Here is a 17,775-nt window from a genome sequence, read left to right as displayed (position 1 = left end):
CCCCGTCAGGTTTTCACCGGGCGGGGCTTTTTAACGGCTTCGGGAGTTACACGAGTGGTTTAGGCTCGTGCTCTTTTTCCTCGGCCTCTTGGTGTTGCTCGACTGCGTCCTGAACGGAGCGTGGTGCTTCAGCGATCACCGCTTCGACAACCACTTCTTCAGCGACCGGGGCAGGCGCTGCCTCGACCACTTCAGCTGCCGGAGCAGCAGCTGCAGCCAGTTCGGCTTCCTTCTGCAGACGCTCTTCTTCACGCTTGCGACGACGCACTTCACGTGGATCGTTCGGCGCGCGGCCGCTTGGTGTCAGAGCGCTGACCGGAGCCGGTGCTTCAACCACTGGAGCTGGCGCCTCAGCAACCACTGGCGCTTCGACAACTGGCGCTGGTTCAGCAACGACCACTGGCTCGGCAACTTTGGTCTCTTCAACCACAGGAGCTTCAACCGCAGGCGCTTCAAACACAGGCTTTTCAACAGCCGGTGCTTCAACCACTGGCGCTGGTGTTTCAGCGACAGCCGGCTCGGCAACCCAGTTGAAAGCAGTCTGCTCTTCGCGAACTTCACGCACGGTTTCGGTCACGGTTTCAGCGACGGTTTCAACCACCGGCTCCGCAGCCACAAATGGCGCTGGCTCTACCTGAGGAAGGGTTTCCTGAACCGGTGCCACTTCGACTTCCGGAGCAGCAACGACTTCTACTGGGGTAGTCGCTTCAACAACCGGCGCTTCCACTGCAGCCGTTTCCTGCACAGCGGCGGTAGCGCGTTCGGCTTGCTCGTGAGCTTGTGCTTCGGCCGGTGCACTGATCACGGTGCTGGCAACAGCGGCGGTAACTGCCAGGCCAGCAGCCAGATCGGCAGTGCTTGGGCCTTCGCCGTTTTCGCCGGCTTCGGATTCTTCCGAACCTTCGATCACGTTGCCGTTGGCATCACGCTGACGCTCACGACGGTTGCTGCGACGACGCTGACCGCGCGAACGACGACGTGGACGATCGCCTTCGGCGTTCTCCGAACCGTCTTCCGGCAGTTGCTCTTCGTTGCTGTTCACTTCTTCTTCAGCGACGGCAGCAGCGGCCTGTTCGGCGCGTGGCTGACGCTCTTCACGCGGCGGACGCGGTGCGCGCTCTTCACGTGGCTGACGGGCCGGGCGCTCTTCAGCAGTGACGGCTACGGCAGCTGCAGCGGCTGGAACGGCGTCCAGTGGCTCGCGCAGTTCACGCACGCGCTCTTCACGCTCGCCACGTGGCTTGCGATCTTCACGCGGCGCACGTGGTGCACGTTCTTCACGCGGAGCGCGTGGTGCGCGTTCTTCGCGAGCAACTGGCGCTTCGGTACGGGCTTCGCGAGGCTCGCGGACTTCACGGGCTTCACGTGGGGCGCGCTCTTCACGCGGCTCGCGTGGCGCACGTTCTTCACGTGGAGCACGTTCTTCGCGTGGCTTGCGTTCTTCATCGCGGCGACCGTTACGGTTGCGGCTCTGCTGACGACCGTTGCGACGCTCTTCGTTGCGGGCCGGACGTTCGCTGGCTGGTTTTTCAACCACAACCGGAGCGGCTGGCTCTTCCTTGGTAGCGAACAGGCTGACCAGCGATTTCACCAGGCCCTTGAACAGGCTTGGCTCTGGTGCGGCAACTGGCGCCGGGGCCGGAGCGGCAGGGGCGGCGGCTTCGGTCGGAACCGGAGCATTGGCGCGAGCCGGAGCAGTCTTGACTGCAGCTTCCTGGCGAACCAGGGTGCGGGTCGCAGCGGCTGGCTGGACTTCTTCGACCTCGGCAGCGGCAGCAGCGATTTCGTAGCTGGACTGGTTGGTCGCGGCTTCCGGGCTGTCGTCACGCAGGCGCTGAACTTCGAAGTGCGGCGTTTCGAGGTGATCGTTCGGCAGAATGATGATGCGAGCACGGGTGCGCAGTTCGATCTTGGTGATCGAGTTGCGTTTTTCGTTGAGCAGGAACGCAGCGACCGGGATCGGCACCTGAGCGCGCACTTCGGCAGTGCGGTCTTTCAGGGCTTCTTCTTCGATCAGGCGCAGGATCGCCAGCGACAGCGATTCAACGTCACGGATGATGCCCGTGCCGTTGCAACGCGGGCAGACGATGCCGCTGCTTTCGCCGAGCGATGGACGCAGGCGCTGACGGGACATTTCCAGCAAACCGAAGCGCGAGATGCGGCCGATCTGCACGCGAGCGCGGTCGGCTTCCAGGCATTCGCGGACTTTCTCTTCCACGGCGCGCTGGTTCTTGGCAGGGGTCATGTCGATGAAGTCGATGACGATCAGGCCGCCGATGTCGCGCAGGCGCAACTGACGGGCGATTTCTTCGGCGGCTTCAAGGTTGGTCTGCAGAGCGGTTTCTTCGATGTCGCTGCCTTTGGTGGCGCGCGCCGAGTTGATGTCGATGGACACCAGAGCTTCGGTTGGATCGATGACGATGGAGCCGCCGGAAGGCAGTTCAACGACGCGCTGGAAAGCGGTCTCGATCTGGCTTTCGATCTGGAAACGGTTGAACAGCGGAACGCTGTCTTCATACAGCTTGATCTTGCTGGCGTACTGCGGCATCACCTGGCGGATGAAGGTCAGGGCTTCGTCCTGGGCTTCAACGCTGTCGATCAGCACTTCGCCGATGTCCTGGCGCAGGTAATCGCGGATGGCGCGGATGATCACGTTGCTTTCCTGGTAGATCAGGAATGGCGCGGAGCGATCCAGCGAGGCTTCTTTGATGGCAGTCCACAGTTGCAGCAGGTAATCGAGGTCCCACTGCATTTCTTCGCTGCTGCGGCCAAGGCCGGCAGTGCGCACGATCAGCCCCATGTCGGCCGGTGCAACCAGACCGTTCAGCGCTTCACGCAGTTCATTGCGCTCTTCGCCTTCGATGCGACGGGAGATACCGCCGGCACGCGGGTTGTTCGGCATCAGCACGAGGTAACGACCGGCCAGGCTGATGAAGGTAGTCAGGGCGGCGCCCTTGTTGCCACGTTCTTCTTTTTCGACCTGAACGATGACTTCCTGGCCTTCGCTCAGGACGTCCTTGATGTTGACACGGCCTTCAGGAGCTTTCTTGAAGTACTCGCGGGAGATTTCTTTGAGGGGCAGGAAGCCATGGCGCTCGGAGCCGAAATCGACAAAGGCAGCCTCAAGGCTTGGTTCGATGCGAGTGATGCGGCCTTTATAGATGTTGGCCTTCTTCTGCTCGCGTGCACCGGATTCGATGTCCAGGTCGTAGAGGCGTTGGCCATCTACCAGTGCAACACGCAACTCTTCGGGTTGAGTTGCGTTAATCAGCATTCTTTTCATGTAGTACCGTCGGTTTCCGGGCTGCCGGAAACGGCGTTCGGCACACACGACTTCTCACGGTCGGTGTCAGGTGCGTCGGGAGTGGTTGGCCATTCCCGTGTCCAGCGATATGCGGCCAATTGGGCCGATATAGCGACGTACGCGTCCTGCTTGCTGTGGCTACTTAAGCACTCAGTCAGGAGGAGGAATCAACCAGCGGCTGTGGACGAGATGAAGCGTCTTGATAAAGCCTATTGCTACACAGTCCAGCGGTTGTGCATCTCCACCCTACACGTATCCCTGATAATTCGGGTGCTGCCGCGCGCAGAATCCGCAGCGGGTTGGCATTTACCGTGAGCTCCGAAAGGGGAGGTCACGCATCATGGCTAATTCAGGCGTTGTTTCCGAAGCATTCGCTCGGGGTCATCTGCAGCTGACTGCACTTTGTGAACTGGCCTTGAATGTGTGCCTGCCAGGCGAGTAAAAACTCTGCTCGGCGGTGTAATTCAGGCCTCATGTCACCTGCGCTTGTTACAACTGCAAACTCCACCGTTACGTAGCGAAAGCCCCGTAGGACGGCCTCGCGTCCTGGTGAATTGCGTTGGTCAGGGCCGGTTTTTGACCGTGGTTCCGCTGTCCAGGCCGCTTTTGGCGGCGTTCGCGACTATAGCAGCAATGATTAAGTGCTTCAATTCCATAAAAATTGTTATCATCCGCGGCATGACAACTACTGCCCCTTCGACTCCAGGCGTTCAATTGCTTGAAGTCTCGCCGGAGTATGCCGGCCAACGAATCGACAATTTTCTCCTCGCCCGGCTCAAAGGCGTGCCCAAGACCTTGATTTACCGCATTTTGCGCAAAGGCGAAGTGCGGGTGAACAAAGGTCGGATCAAGCCCGAATACAAGCTGCAGGCCGGCGATATCGTGCGCGTGCCGCCGGTTCGCGTGCCTGAGCGTGATGAGCCGGTGCCACTGGCTCAAGGCCTGTTGCAGCGCCTCGAAGCCTCGATTGTCTTCGAAGACAAAGCCCTGATCGTTATCAACAAGCCCGCCGGCATTGCGGTTCACGGTGGCAGCGGCCTGAATTTCGGCGTGATCGAAGCCTTTCGTCAGTTGCGTCCCGATGCCAAAGAGCTGGAACTGGTTCACCGTCTCGACCGTGACACCTCCGGCCTGCTGATGATCGCCAAAAAGCGCAGCATGTTGCGTCACTTGCACGAGCAATTGCGCGGCGATGGCGTCGACAAGCGCTACATGGCGCTGGTGCGCGGCAACTGGGCGACCTCGATCAAGAAAGTCAGCGCGCCATTGCTCAAGAGCAATCTGCGTTCCGGCGAGCGCATGGTTGAAGTCAACGAAGAAGGCAAAGAAGCCCTGACCATGTTCAAGGTGCTGCGCCGTTTCGGTGATTTCGCCACCATGGTCGAGGCTAAACCGGTTACCGGTCGTACCCACCAGATTCGCGTGCACACCTTGCATGCTGGCCATTGCATTGCTGGCGACAGCAAGTACGGCGATGAGGATTTCACCAAGGAGATCCGCGATCTGGGCGGCAAGCGTCTGTTCCTGCACGCCTACATGCTGACCGTGCCGCTGCCCGATGGCGGCAAGCTGACCTTGCAGGCGCCGGTCGATGAAATGTGGGCCAAGACCGTGGAGCGATTGAGTGCGCCCATCTGATTACAAACTGCTGATTTTCGATTGGGACGGCACGCTGGCTGATTCCATTCACCGGATTGTCGAGGCGATGCATTCGGCGTCCGGGCGCTCCGGTTTCGAGTTGCGCGATGACTTTGCCGTCAAAGGCATCATTGGCCTGGGCTTGCCCGAGGCGATTCGCACCTTGTACCCGGAAATCAGCGACGCCGAAATGACCTTGTTTCGCGAGTACTACGCCGATCACTACATCGCTGCAGAAGCCGTGCCTTCGCCGTTGTTCGAAGGGGTAGTCGAGTCGATGGCGTCCTTTCGCGAGCAGGGTTATCACCTGGCTGTCGCGACGGGCAAGAATCGTCGCGGGCTGGATCGGGTGCTCAAGGCCAATGGCTGGGAAGATTATTTCGATATCACCCGTGCTGCCGATGAAACTGCGAGCAAGCCGCACCCTCTGATGCTGGAGCAGATCCTTGCGCATTGTGGTGTGCGTGCGGAGCAGGCGCTGATGGTCGGCGATTCGTCCTTCGATTTGCTGATGGCGCGCAATGCGGGGATGGATTCGGTGGCGGTCAGTTATGGCGCGCAATCGATCGAATCGCTGCAGCAGTTCGAGCCGCGCCTGTCGATCGACCGTTTTTGCGAATTGCATGCCTGGCTGGGACAGCAGGCTTAATACGTTTTTGCTGGGGTGGATGGTATGACCGACGAATGGAAAGCACCGGCCAAGGCAAGTGCCGACGACGGTGATCAGAAAAGCTGGAAGCTGTTGGAAAAAACGCTGCTCGCTGGCGTGCAGGAGCAGCGCCGTTCGCGCCGCTGGGGGATTTTCTTCAAGCTGCTGACGTTTGTTTATCTGTTTGTGGCGCTGATTCTGTTCACGCCGCTGATGGACATGGAAAAAAGCGCCACGCGCAGTGATAACTACACCGCGTTGATCGATGTCACTGGCGTTATCGCCGACAAAGAGCCGGCCAGCGCTGACAACATTGTCGGCAGCCTGCGCGCTGCGTTCGAGGACAAGAAGGTCAAGGGCGTCATCCTGCGGATCAACAGTCCTGGTGGCAGTCCGGTGCAGTCGGGTTACGTGTATGACGAGATCAAGCGCCTGCGCGGTCTGCATCCGGAGATCAAAGTGTATGCGGTGATTTCCGATCTGGGCGCGTCCGGCGCTTATTACATCGCCAGTGCGGCGGATCAAATCTACGCCGACAAGGCCAGTCTGGTCGGTTCGATTGGTGTAACGGCGGCGGGTTACGGCTTTGTCGGCACCATGGAGAAGCTGGGTGTCGAGCGTCGTACTTACACCTCGGGCGAGCACAAGTCGTTCCTCGATCCGTTCCAGCCGCAGAAGCCTGAAGAAACGGCGTTCTGGCAGAGCGTGCTGGATACCACGCACAAGCAGTTCATCAATAGCGTCAAGCAGGGGCGTGGTGATCGTCTGAAAGACAAGGAACATCCAGAGTTGTTCTCCGGATTGGTCTGGTCGGGCGAGCAAGCGCTGCCGCTGGGTCTGATCGATGGGCTGGGCAATGCCAGTTCGGTGGCGCGTGACGTGATTGGTGAGAAAGAGCTGGTGGACTTCACCGTTCAGGAGTCGCCGTTCGACCGCTTCTCGAAGAAGCTCGGTGCCAGTGTCGCTGAGCAGTTGGCGATGTGGATGGGTTTCCACGGGCCTTCGTTGCGTTAGTTCGTTGTAAAGATCAAAAGATCGCAGCCTGCGGCAGCTCCTACAGGGTTTTACATTCCCATGCAGGAGCTGCCGAAGGCTGCGGTCTTTTGCTTTTAAGGGATCTGCATGCCCTCAACCAGCAACATGTCGATCAGCCGAATCAGCGGCAAACCGATCAGGCTGGTAGCGTCAGGCCCTTCAGTGGACTGAAACAGACTCACCCCCAACCCTTCAGCCTTGAAGCTGCCTGCGCAGTCGTAAGGCTGCTCAATGTGCAAGTAGCGTTCGATGCTCGCTTGATCCAGTGTGCGCATGTGCACGGTAAATGGCACGCAGTCGACCTGGCACTGCCCGGTCTGGCTATTGAGCAGCGCCAGGCCGGTCAGGAAGGTCACGCTGGCGCCGCTGGCGGCCATCAACTGTTCACGGGCCTTCTCGAAAGTGTGCGGCTTGCCGATGATCTGCTCGCCGAGTACGGCAACCTGGTCCGAGCCGATAATCAGATGGGCGGGATGGCTGTCAGCCAGTGCCCGGGCTTTTTGCTCGGCAAGGCGTTTGACCAGTTCGACGGCTGACTCGCCCGGACGATGACTTTCATCGATATCCGGCGAGCTGCAGACGAACGGCAGGTGCAGGCGGGCGAGCAATTCCCGGCGATAGGTCGAGCTTGAAGCGAGTAATAAAGGCAGCATTCGCGTCTCCTGAGGCAGGTGCGAATTCTAGCGGAGGCACGCAAGTGACGGACAGGGCACAATTTCCTTTGACATGGGTGGGTGCATCCCTATAATGCTGCGCCTATGTTGAATGACCCGATTCCACCTCACGTTGACCCGCGCAAATTGGCTGACCGTGGCACCACCCTTCAAGGTGAACTGCTGCTGGCCGATTTGAAGAGACTCTGCGACCCGCTTTCCGACGATGTCGGTACGGTGCAGGCGAAATTCGTTTTTGAACGAGATGAACGTAAATCTGTGGTGATCCACAGCTTTATCGACACCGAGGTCAAAATGGTTTGCCAGCGTTGTCTTGAGCTGGTCACCCTGCCGATCCATAGCGAATGCAGTTACGCTGTGGTGAAGGAGGGTGCGAATACCCAGTCGTTACCGAAAGGTTATGACGTGCTGGAACTGGGCGAAGATCCATTGGATCTGCAGTCACTGGTCGAAGAAGAGCTTTTGCTCGCTTTGCCTATTGTGCCTGCTCATCATCCGGAAGAATGCCAGCAGCCGGCGGGAGCAGATGAGCCCGAACCGAGCGAGGACGAGGTAACGCGGTCCAACCCGTTCAGTGTATTGGCGCAGTTAAAGCGTGACCCAAACGTTTAGGAGTTAATCAATTATGGCTGTTCAGCAGAACAAAAAATCCCGCTCTGCCCGTGACATGCGCCGTTCGCACGACGCTCTCGAGGCTAGCACCCTGTCTGTAGAAAAAACCACTGGTGAAGTTCACCTGCGTCACCACGTATCGCCAGAAGGCGTATACCGTGGCCGTAAAGTGATCGACAAGGGCGCTGACGAGTAATCACTTGTCCGCTCAAGTCATCGCGATTGACGCAATGGGCGGGGACTTCGGTCCCCGCAGCATTGTTCAGGCCAGCCTTGCTTGCCTTTCTGCTACGCCCTCGCTGCACCTGACCCTCGTCGGTCAACCCTCCCTTCTTGAAGAATTGATCCACGGCCAGTCGGCTGCCGATCGCGCGCGCCTGACAATTGTCCCGGCCAGCGAAGTCATCACCATGGACGAAAAGCCGACCCAGGCTCTGCGCGGCAAACCGGATTCGTCGATGCGTGTTGCTCTTGAGCTGGTGCGTGATGGCAAGGCTCAGGCCTGTGTCAGTGCCGGCAATACCGGTGCGTTGATGGCGCTGTCGCGGTTTGTGCTGAAAACGTTGCCGGGTATTGATCGTCCGGCGATGGTGGCCGCGATACCAACGCAGAAGGGCTATTGTCAGTTGCTCGATCTGGGCGCCAATGTCGATTGCAGTGCCGAGCATTTGCTGCAATTTGCGGTGATGGGCTCGGTGGCGGCGCAGACGCTGGGTATTCATCGTCCGCGGGTCGCACTGCTGAACATCGGCACCGAAGACATCAAGGGCAATCAGCAGGTCAAACTGGCGGCGACGCTGTTGCAGGCTGCGCGCGGCATCAACTACATCGGCTTTATCGAAGGCGACGGCTTGTATCGTGGCGAGGCCGATGTCGTGGTGTGTGACGGTTTCGTCGGTAACATCCTGCTCAAGTCCAGCGAAGGTCTGGCAACGATGATTGCGGCGCGCATCGAGGCGCTGTTCAAAAAGAATCTGGCTTCCCGTGCGGTAGGGGCTTTGGCGTTGCCGCTGATGAAGCGCTTGCAGGCGGATCTGGCGCCGGCGCGACATAACGGCGCAAGCTTTCTCGGATTGCAGGGTATTGTCGTGAAAAGTCACGGTTCGGCTGGGGTTCAGGGCTTTCAGAGTGCTATTTCCCGTGCGCTGATCGAGATCCAGGAAAATCTTCCCGAGCGCCTCCACGGTCGTCTGGAGGATTTGTTGTCTTAGGCGTTTTCGTCGGACAATGCTTAAATGTGACCGCCCGGTTCAAAGGGCCATCCAACTGTCAGTTTCTTGCGTCCCCAAGCGGGGCGTCATTTTCCGACGACAAGATCATTAGGGGCTTGTTACATGTCTGCTTCCCTCGCATTCGTCTTTCCAGGACAGGGTTCGCAGTCCCTCGGCATGCTGGCCGAGCTGGGCGCGGAATATCCGTTGATCCTCGAAACTTTCAAAGAAGCCTCTGAGGCTCTGGGCTATGACCTGTGGGCACTGACCCAGCAGGGCCCGGAAGAACAGCTCAATCAAACCGATAAAACCCAACCGGCCATTCTGACCGCTTCGATCGCCCTGTGGCGTCTGTGGCTGGCCGAAGGTGGTGCGCGTCCGGCATTCGTTGCCGGTCACAGCCTGGGTGAGTACAGCGCGCTGGTCGCTGCTGGCAGCCTGACACTGGCTGATGCGGTAAAGCTCGTTGAGCGTCGCGGTCAACTGATGCAGGAAGCGGTTCCGGCCGGGCAGGGCGGCATGGCTGCCATCCTCGGTCTGGAAGATGCTGACGTGCTGGCTGCCTGCGCTGAAGCTGCGCAAGGTGAAGTGGTCAGCGCGGTCAACTTCAACTCCCCGGGCCAAGTGGTCATCGCCGGCGCCAAAGCTGCCGTTGAGCGCGCCATCGAAGGCTGCAAGGCGCGTGGTGCCAAGCGCGCCATGCCGTTGCCAGTGAGCGTGCCGTCGCACTGCGAGCTGATGCGTCCGGCTGCCGAGCGCTTTGCCGAATCCATCGCTGCCATTGACTGGCAGGCGCCGCAGATTCCGGTCGTTCAGAACGTCAGCGCGCAAGTGCCGGCTGATCTGGAAACCCTCAAGCGTGATCTGCTCGAACAACTGTACAAGCCAGTACGCTGGGTCGAGTCGGTACAGACTCTGGCCGCCAAGGGCGCGACCAATCTGGTCGAATGCGGCCCCGGCAAAGTGCTGGCCGGCCTGAACAAGCGTTGCGCCGAAGGCGTGGCGACTTCCAACCTCAATACCCCAGACGCTTTCGCTGCCGCTCGCGCAGCGCAAGCCTGAATCAGGAGAAACTTGCATGAGTCTGCAAGGTAAAGTTGCACTGGTCACCGGTGCAAGCCGCGGTATCGGCCAGGCTATCGCACTGGAACTGGGTCGTCAGGGCGCCATCGTCATTGGTACCGCGACTTCCGCTTCGGGCGCTGAGCGCATTGCCGCGACCCTGAAGGAAAACGGTATTCAGGGCACGGGTTTCGAACTCAACGTCACCAGCGACGAATCGGTCAGCGCAGTGCTGGCGGGCATTCAGGAGCAATTCGGTGCGCCAGTGGCGATCCTGGTCAATAATGCCGGCATCACCCGCGATAACCTGATGATGCGCATGAAAGACGACGAGTGGTACGACGTGATCGATACCAACCTGAACAGTCTGTATCGCCTGTCCAAGGGCGTTCTGCGCGGCATGACCAAGGCGCGTTGGGGCCGAATTATCAGTATTGGCTCGGTGGTGGGTGCCATGGGCAACGCAGGCCAAGTAAACTATGCAGCCGCCAAGGCCGGTCTGGAAGGTTTCAGCCGTGCGATGGCGCGTGAAGTCGGTTCGCGTTCGATTACGGTCAACTCGGTAACCCCTGGGTTTATCGACACCGATATGACGCGCGAGCTGCCTGAAGCACAGCGTGAAGCCTTGCAGACGCAGATTCCGCTGGGTCGTCTGGGACAAGCTCAAGAGATCGCGTCCGTGGTCGCTTTTCTTGCATCCGACGGTGCGGCATACGTCACTGGGGCTACAATCCCGGTGAACGGTGGGATGTACATGTAAGTAAAATGTGACGGATTGCTTCAAAAAAATGTCATACGAGCTGTCTAAAATCCGTTATAAAGCTGCAATCTATTTATAGGCAGAGGGTCGCAGGGTTTGAGGAGTGAAGCTTTCAGTTGAAAAACCGAAAAGTCTTTCTATACACTTACCCACTGGCCAGCTGCCTGAATTTGTCCATTAGGAGTGAAAACAAGGTATGAGCACCATCGAAGAGCGCGTCAAGAAAATCGTTGCCGAGCAACTGGGTGTTAAAGAAGAAGAAGTGGTCAACACCGCTTCCTTCGTAGAAGACCTGGGTGCCGACTCCCTTGACACCGTTGAGCTGGTGATGGCTCTGGAAGAGGAATTCGAGACCGAAATCCCTGACGAAGAAGCTGAGAAGATCACTACTGTACAAGCTGCAATCGACTACGTTACTAGCCACCAGGCGTAATAGTTTGTAATCGTTGTTTGCTGTCATGGAAAAACCGCACTGCCATCATGGCGTGCGGTTTTTTCTTTAGGCCTGATGCAAAGTCGTCGTCATTTGAAAAAGGAGAGTGCTGTGTCGCGTAGACGCGTCGTAGTCACCGGTATGGGTATGTTGTCGCCACTGGGCACGGATGTGCCGAGCAGTTGGCAGGGCATTCTGGCTGGCCGCAGTGGCATTGGTCTGATCGAACACACCGACCTTTCTGCCTATTCCACCCGCTTTGGCGGCTCGGTAAAGGGCTTCAATGTCGAGGAATACCTGTCGGTCAAGGAAGCGCGCAAGCTCGACCTGTTTATTCAGTACGGTCTCGCTGCAGGCTTTCAAGCCGTACGCAACGCTGGTCTGGAAGTCACCGACGCCAACCGTGAACGCATTGGCGTGGCCATGGGTTCGGGTATCGGCGGTCTGACCAACATCGAAGAAACCAGCCGTACTCTGCATGAGACGGGCCCGCGTCGAATTTCGCCATTCTTCGTACCAGGCTCGATCATCAATATGATTTCCGGTTTCCTGTCCATCCACCTGGGTGCACAGGGACCCAACTACGCCATCGCCACGGCGTGTACCACCGGTACGCACTGCATTGGCATGGCGGCGCGCAACATCATGTACGACGAAGCCGACGTGATGATTGCCGGCGGTGCCGAAATGGCCGCGTGTGGTCTGGGTATGGGCGGTTTCGGCGCGTCCCGTGCGTTGTCGACGCGCAATGACGAACCAACCCGCGCGAGCCGTCCCTGGGACAAGGGTCGTGACGGTTTCGTGCTGTCCGACGGTGCCGGTGCACTGGTTCTCGAAGAGCTGGAACACGCCAAGGCGCGTGGCGCGACCATCTACGCCGAGCTGATCGGCTTCGGCACCAGTGGTGATGCGTTCCACATGACCTCGCCGCCAGCCGATGGTGCCGGTGCTGCACGCTGCATCACCAACGCGCTGCGCGATGCGAAGATCAACGCCGATCAAGTGCAATACATCAACGCTCACGGTACTTCGACTTCGGCTGGCGACCTCGCCGAAGCCAATGCGATCAAGACCGTGTTCGGTGATCACGCCTACAATCTGGCAGTGAGCTCGACCAAATCGATGACGGGTCACCTGTTAGGTGCGGCGGGCGCGGTTGAAGCGATCTTCAGCGTGCTGGCGATCAACAGCCAGGTAGCACCGCCGACCATCAACCTCGATGAGCCGGACGAAGGCTGCGATCTCGATTTCGTGCCGCACACTGCGCGCAACATGGACATCGATGTCGTGCTGTCCAACTCCTTCGGTTTTGGCGGCACCAATGGCACCCTGGCATTCCGCCGGTTTGCAGGCTGATGGACTGCTGGGTCGACGGTCAACCGGCTGACAGTCTGTCGCTGAAAGATCGCGGCCTGGCTTACGGTGATGGTCTGTTCGAGACGATCGCCGTGCGTGGCGGCCAGCCCGTTTTGCTGGATCGACATCTGACGCGACTGGCCGATGGCTGTTTGCGTCTGGCCATCGCCGCCGATATTGGGCTGATCCGCCATGAGCTACTCAGCTATGCGGCAGCGATGGGCGAGGGCGTGCTCAAGCTCATCCTCACCCGTGGCGACGGTTTGCGTGGTTATGCGCCAGATCCCGCAGCGCCGGGTCGACGCATTCTGCAAGGCAATCCTGCGGCGGCTTATCCTGCTGTGCATGCTGAACAAGGCGTTCGCCTGTTTCCATGTAACACGCGACTATCCAAACAGCCGCTTCTCGCCGGACTCAAACATCTCAATCGATTGGAGCAGGTTCTCGCCCGTGCCGAATGGCAGGACAGTGAGCACGCCGAAGGCTTGATGCTCGATCAGGTCGGTCGAGTGATCGAGGGCGTGTTCAGCAATCTGTTTCTGGTAAGCGACGGTGTGCTGATAACGCCGGACCTCAAGCGTTGCGGCGTCGCCGGGGTGATGCGCGCCGAAATATTGTTTCAGGCCGAGTCATTGGCCATCCCCACGCAAATCGCCGATATCAGCCTCGAACAGCTGCAATGGGCCGATGAAGTATTTGTCTGCAACAGCGTGTATGGCGTCTGGCCGGTACGCGCCTGTGCTGCACTGAGCTGGCCGGTTGGCCCGCTCACCCGTAAACTGCAAACCATTGCCCGCGCCCTACTGGATGCCTGATTTGTGAGACGTAAACTTTTGCTGCTGCTGGAAACCGGACTGGTTCTGGCAGGGCTGTTGATGGGCGCCAGCGCCTGGAAGATTCACTCTGCACTGGAACAGCCTTTGAACATCAAGCAGGAAGAACTGCTGGATGTGCCGAAAGGCTCTACACCGACCCGTACTTTCCTTGGACTCGAAACCGATGGCGTCATCAAGGATGCGTTCTGGCTGCGGGTTTACTGGCGTTTCAATCTCGCCGGCACGCCGATCCACAGCGGTGAATATCGCATGCAGCCGGGCATGACCGTCAATGGTCTGATCGATTCGTGGAAACGTGGTGAAGTGGTGCAGTACAGCCTGACGCTGGTCGAGGGCTGGAACTTCCATCAAGTGCGCGCCGCACTGGCCAAAGATGAAAAGATCGAGCAGACACTGAACGGTTTGAGCGACAGCGACGTCATGGCGAAAATCGGCCATAAAGGGCTGTTTCCGGAAGGACGGTTTTTCCCCGATACCTACCGCTTCGTGCGCGGCATGTCCGACGCCGAACTGCTGAAAAAGGCTTTCGATCGTCTCGACGAAGTATTGGCCAAGGAATGGGAAAGTCGTTCTGCCGATGTGCCGTATACCGAACCGTATCAAGCGCTGATCATGGCGTCGCTGGTCGAAAAGGAAACCGGCGTACCGCAGGAGCGTGGTCAGATTGCCGGGGTCTTCGTACGCCGCATGGCGCTGGGCATGCAGCTGCAGACCGATCCGACGGTGATTTACGGTTTGGGCGATCGCTACAACGGCAAGCTGACCCGTGCTCACTTGAAGGAGCCGACGGCGTATAACACTTACGTGATTCCCGGGTTGCCGCCAACACCGATTGCGATGGTCGGGCGTGAAGCGATTCACGCAGCGCTGAATCCGGTGGAAGGCAGCAGTCTGTACTTCGTTGCACGTGGCGACGGTAGTCATGTGTTCTCGGACGATCTCGACGCGCATAACAATGCCGTGCGTGAGTACCAGCTCAAGCGCCGAGCGGATTACCGTTCCAGCCCTGCGCCAACGGTGACGCCGGAAGCGGCGCCGGCAGCGGAAGAAGCGATTCCTGCGGCATCACCGGATACCGCGCCGGAAGCCTTGCCGCAGGTTCCCGCGCAAGAGCCTGAGCCGACCCCGGCACCGGAAGCCTCCTCCCCACAAAACATGCAATGACTTTGATTAAGGACTGCCTGTGACTGGCTTGTTTATTACCCTGGAAGGCCCGGAAGGCGCCGGCAAAAGCACCAACCGCGAATACCTCGCCGAGCGCCTGCGCGCCGCCGGTATCGAGGTGGTGCTGACCCGTGAGCCAGGTGGCACGCCATTGGCCGAACGGATTCGCGATGTGCTGCTGGCGCCGGCCGACGAGGTCATGAACCCGGACGCCGAGCTGCTACTGGTATTCGCCGCGCGTGCTCAGCACTTGGCTGAAGTGATCCGTCCGGCGCTGGCCCGTGGCGCGGTGGTGCTGTGTGATCGCTTCACCGATTCCACTTACGCCTATCAGGGTGGCGGGCGCGGTCTGTCGCTAGAGCGCATCGCAATGCTGGAAACTTTCGTGCAGGGCGATCTGCGCCCGGATCTGACGCTGATTTTCGATCTGCCGGTGGAAATCGGCCTGGCCCGCGCCAGTGCCCGTGGTCGTCTGGATCGTTTCGAGCTGGAAGGCCGGGCGTTTTTCGAGGCGGTGCGCAATGCGTTTCTGAAACGTGCTGAAGCCGATCCTGCGCGCTATGTGCGCATCGATGCCGGCCAGCCGTTGGCCAAGGTTCAACAATCGCTGGATACCTTGCTGCCGAATTTGCTGGAGCTGGCCCGTGGCTGAGGCCTATCCATGGCAGGACAGTCTCTGGCAACAACTGGCCGGGCGTAAGCAGCACGCTCACGCCTATCTACTGCATGGCCCGGCCGGGATCGGCAAGCGAGCATTGGCCGAACGCCTGATGGCCAGTCTCTTGTGCCAGCGACCGACGCCGGAAGCTTGCGGCGAGTGCAAGTCCTGTCTGCTGCTCAAGGCCGGCAGTCACCCGGATAATTACATCCTCGAACCGGAAGAAGCCGACAAGGCCATCAAGGTCGATCAGGTGCGCGATCTGGTCAGCTTCGTGGTGCAGACCGCACAGCTTGGCGGGCGCAAAGTGGTGCTGATCGAGCCGGTCGAGTCGATGAACATCAACGCCGCCAACGCCTTGCTGAAAAGCCTTGAAGAGCCTTCCGGCGATACCGTGTTGCTGTTGGTCAGCCATCAGACCAGTCGTTTGCTGCCGACGATCAAGAGTCGTTGCGTGCAGCAGGCCTGTCCGCTGCCCGGCGAAGCGATGAGCCTGCAGTGGCTGGCTCAGGCGTTGCCGGATTGCTCCGAAGATGAACGTGTCGAATTGCTGACGCTGGCGGCCGGCTCGCCGTTGATGGCGGTCAGTCTGCAGTCTCAGGGCGTGCGCGAGCAGCGTGCACAAGTGGTCGAAGGCGTGAAAAAACTGCTCAAGCAGCAGCAATCGCCAACACAACTGGCCGAAGAGTGGAAAAGCATTCCGATGCTGCGTCTGTTCGACTGGTTCTGCGATTGGTCTAGCCTGATCCTGCGTTATCAATTGACTCAGGATGAAGCGGGTCTCGGTCTGACCGATATGCGTAAAGTCGTGCAGTACCTCGCGCAGAAAAGTGCGCAAGGCAAAGTCCTCGAGATTCAGGACTGGATTCTCGCCCAGCGCCAGAAAGTCCTGAGCAAGGCCAACCTCAATCCGGCCTTGCTGCTGGAAGCGTTGTTGGTGCAATGGGCGGGATTGCCTGGTCAAAGATAAGAATGTGTACCTAGACTCTGAACATCAGCAGTGGAGGTCAACATGAATGAACCTGTCAGCCCGGGCCCGCGTAACGGTATTTTGTCCCTGACCATCAAGGACAAGTCGGTGCTTTACGCCGCTTACATGCCGTTTATCAAGAACGGTGGCTTGTTCATCCCGACCAACAAAAGTTACAAGTTGGGTGACGAGGTGTTCATGCTGCTCAACCTGATGGACGAGGCCGAGAAGATCCCGGTGGCCGGCAAGGTCGCCTGGATCACCCCGAAAGGGGCGCAAGGCAATCGCGCTGCCGGTGTCGGCGTGCAGTTCAACGACGGCGACAACACCGCGCGCAGTCGCATCGAAACCCATTTGGCCGGAGCGCTTAAATCCGACCGTCCCACTCATACGATGTAAGTAGCCGTATTTTTTATGCTCGTAGATTCCCATTGTCACCTTGATCGCCTCGACCTCGCCGCCCATGACGGCTCGCTGGATGCTGCACTCGATGCGGCCCGTGGGCGCGGAGTAGGGCACTTCCTGTGCATCGGCGTGAGTGCTGACAACGCCGCCGATGTCAAAGCTCTGGCTGAGCGTTATGACGATGTCGATTGTTCGGTCGGCGTGCATCCGCTCGATGTGCAACCCGGCGCAGCCCCGGCGCTGGACTGGCTGCTGCACGAACTCAACCACCCGAAAGTGGTGGCGATCGGTGAAACCGGTCTGGATTATCACTACGAGCCGGAAGCCGCCGAGCTGCAGCAGGAATCATTCCGTCTGCACCTGCAAGCGGCGCAGCAGACCGGCAAACCGGTAATTATCCACACCCGTGGCGCCCGTGCCGATACCCTCGAATTGCTGCGCGAAGCGGCGTTGCCTCAGGCCGGTGTGCTGCATTGCTTCACCGAAGACTGGGACATGGCCAAAGCCGCGCTGGACATGGGTTATTACATTTCCCTGTCGGGTATCGTCACGTTCCGCAATGCCGATGCGTTGCGCGATGTCGCGAGCAAGGTCCCGGCGGATCGCTTGCTGGTGGAAACCGATTCACCCTATCTGGCGCCGATCCCTTATCGCGGCAAGCCCAACTTGCCGCAGTACGTGCGCGAAGTGGCGGAATTCCTGGCGATGCTGCGCGGGGAAAACTACGAGCGTTTTGCCGAGCAGACCACTGAGAACTTCAAGCGGCTGTTTCCGCTGGCGAGTGTTAAATCTGCCCTGTAGCCGCTGGTCAAATCGCAGGCAAAAAAAACCCGGGTTCTGGGGGGTGAATCCGGGTTAAGACCATTAGGAGTAAAACAAAGGCACGCGGTCCCTTGGTACCTTTATCGACGCGACACTTGGGGGAGATGTCGCCCGACAGTTCAAGTATTGATCAGTCTGGCGTGCAGTCCAGTTAGCCGGTCGGGGTTTTTAAACAAATTTGGAATA

General features: G+C 59.1%; 18 protein-coding genes. 16 read left to right on the top strand and 2 right to left on the bottom strand.

Annotation, left to right across the window (positions count from 1 at the left end; genetic code table 11):
- Nucleotides 1-46: 46 nt before the first annotated feature.
- Entirely contained in the window at nucleotides 47-3,283 is a 3,237-nt protein-coding gene (rne, locus tag ACRRSD_RS07410; RefSeq protein ID WP_435037664.1) for a ribonuclease E, read from the bottom strand.
- A gap of 699 nt (nucleotides 3,284-3,982) precedes the next feature.
- Here rne and rluC point away from each other — a divergent pair.
- The 3 genes from rluC to sppA are packed head-to-tail and all read left to right on the top strand — an operon-like array spanning nucleotide 3,983 to nucleotide 6,605.
- On the top strand, nucleotides 3,983-4,942 hold the full coding sequence (rluC, locus tag ACRRSD_RS07405) for a 23S rRNA pseudouridine(955/2504/2580) synthase RluC (RefSeq protein ID WP_038364486.1): 960 nt from the start codon (nucleotides 3,983-3,985) through the stop codon (nucleotides 4,940-4,942).
- Nucleotides 4,929-5,591, top strand: coding sequence for an HAD-IA family hydrolase (locus ACRRSD_RS07400; RefSeq protein ID WP_016986033.1), 663 nt, complete (start codon nucleotides 4,929-4,931; stop codon nucleotides 5,589-5,591). The genes rluC and ACRRSD_RS07400 overlap by 14 nt, the downstream gene beginning before the upstream one ends.
- Before the next feature lie 24 nt (nucleotides 5,592-5,615).
- Entirely contained in the window at nucleotides 5,616-6,605 is a 990-nt protein-coding gene (sppA, locus tag ACRRSD_RS07395) for a signal peptide peptidase SppA (protein ID WP_435037663.1), read from the top strand.
- A gap of 95 nt (nucleotides 6,606-6,700) precedes the next feature.
- Here sppA and ACRRSD_RS07390 read toward each other — a convergent pair whose 3' ends face one another.
- Nucleotides 6,701-7,279 carry a Maf family protein gene (locus tag ACRRSD_RS07390; RefSeq protein ID WP_435037662.1) on the bottom strand — a complete coding sequence of 193 codons (579 nt, stop codon included), beginning with the start codon at nucleotides 7,277-7,279 and terminating at the stop codon, nucleotides 6,701-6,703.
- A 105-nt stretch (nucleotides 7,280-7,384) separates the two neighbouring features.
- On the opposite strand from ACRRSD_RS07390, the gene ACRRSD_RS07385 reads away from it, so the two are divergent.
- The 13 genes from ACRRSD_RS07385 to ACRRSD_RS07325 all read left to right on the top strand — a co-directional run bounded on the left by ACRRSD_RS07385 (nucleotide 7,385) and on the right by ACRRSD_RS07325 (nucleotide 17,568).
- On the top strand, nucleotides 7,385-7,912 hold the full coding sequence (locus ACRRSD_RS07385; RefSeq protein ID WP_038364482.1) for a YceD family protein: 528 nt from the start codon (nucleotides 7,385-7,387) through the stop codon (nucleotides 7,910-7,912).
- Between the two features lie 13 nt (nucleotides 7,913-7,925).
- Entirely contained in the window at nucleotides 7,926-8,108 is a 183-nt protein-coding gene (rpmF, locus tag ACRRSD_RS07380) for a 50S ribosomal protein L32 (RefSeq protein WP_003179396.1), read from the top strand.
- A gap of 4 nt (nucleotides 8,109-8,112) precedes the next feature.
- On the top strand, nucleotides 8,113-9,123 hold the full coding sequence (gene plsX, locus ACRRSD_RS07375) for a phosphate acyltransferase PlsX (RefSeq protein ID WP_435037661.1): 1,011 nt from the start codon (nucleotides 8,113-8,115) through the stop codon (nucleotides 9,121-9,123).
- A gap of 123 nt (nucleotides 9,124-9,246) precedes the next feature.
- On the top strand, nucleotides 9,247-10,185 hold the full coding sequence (gene fabD, locus ACRRSD_RS07370) for an ACP S-malonyltransferase (RefSeq protein ID WP_038364480.1): 939 nt from the start codon (nucleotides 9,247-9,249) through the stop codon (nucleotides 10,183-10,185).
- A gap of 16 nt (nucleotides 10,186-10,201) precedes the next feature.
- The gene (fabG, locus tag ACRRSD_RS07365; RefSeq protein WP_038364479.1) at nucleotides 10,202-10,945 is read left to right on the top strand and encodes a 3-oxoacyl-ACP reductase FabG; all 744 of its coding nucleotides are present in this window, start codon (nucleotides 10,202-10,204) and stop codon (nucleotides 10,943-10,945) included.
- A 196-nt stretch (nucleotides 10,946-11,141) separates the two neighbouring features.
- Nucleotides 11,142-11,378 carry an acyl carrier protein gene (gene acpP, locus ACRRSD_RS07360; protein ID WP_003175607.1) on the top strand — a complete coding sequence of 79 codons (237 nt, stop codon included), beginning with the start codon at nucleotides 11,142-11,144 and terminating at the stop codon, nucleotides 11,376-11,378.
- A 111-nt stretch (nucleotides 11,379-11,489) separates the two neighbouring features.
- A complete protein-coding gene (fabF, locus tag ACRRSD_RS07355) occupies nucleotides 11,490-12,734 on the top strand; it encodes a beta-ketoacyl-ACP synthase II (RefSeq protein ID WP_435037660.1) in 1,245 nt (414 codons plus the stop codon).
- A complete protein-coding gene (gene pabC / locus ACRRSD_RS07350; RefSeq protein ID WP_435037659.1) occupies nucleotides 12,734-13,549 on the top strand; it encodes an aminodeoxychorismate lyase in 816 nt (271 codons plus the stop codon). The genes fabF and pabC overlap by 1 nt, the downstream gene beginning before the upstream one ends.
- 3 nt (nucleotides 13,550-13,552) lie before the next feature.
- The gene (mltG, locus tag ACRRSD_RS07345; protein ID WP_435037658.1) at nucleotides 13,553-14,734 is read left to right on the top strand and encodes an endolytic transglycosylase MltG; all 1,182 of its coding nucleotides are present in this window, start codon (nucleotides 13,553-13,555) and stop codon (nucleotides 14,732-14,734) included.
- Between the two features lie 19 nt (nucleotides 14,735-14,753).
- A complete protein-coding gene (gene tmk / locus ACRRSD_RS07340) occupies nucleotides 14,754-15,386 on the top strand; it encodes a dTMP kinase (protein WP_435037657.1) in 633 nt (210 codons plus the stop codon).
- The gene (locus ACRRSD_RS07335) at nucleotides 15,379-16,362 is read left to right on the top strand and encodes a DNA polymerase III subunit delta' (protein WP_435037656.1); all 984 of its coding nucleotides are present in this window, start codon (nucleotides 15,379-15,381) and stop codon (nucleotides 16,360-16,362) included. The genes tmk and ACRRSD_RS07335 overlap by 8 nt, the downstream gene beginning before the upstream one ends.
- A gap of 42 nt (nucleotides 16,363-16,404) precedes the next feature.
- Nucleotides 16,405-16,761, top strand: a complete 357-nt coding sequence (locus tag ACRRSD_RS07330; protein WP_007950801.1) for a PilZ domain-containing protein — start codon at nucleotides 16,405-16,407, stop codon at nucleotides 16,759-16,761.
- A gap of 15 nt (nucleotides 16,762-16,776) precedes the next feature.
- A complete protein-coding gene (locus ACRRSD_RS07325; protein ID WP_435037655.1) occupies nucleotides 16,777-17,568 on the top strand; it encodes a TatD family hydrolase in 792 nt (263 codons plus the stop codon).
- Nucleotides 17,569-17,775: the final 207 nt, after the last annotated feature.

Source organism: Pseudomonas neuropathica (genome assembly GCF_051174785.1).
Taxonomy (GTDB): Bacteria; Pseudomonadota; Gammaproteobacteria; order Pseudomonadales; family Pseudomonadaceae; genus Aquipseudomonas; species Aquipseudomonas neuropathica_A.
This window is presented reverse-complemented; position numbering and strand designations above follow the sequence as displayed.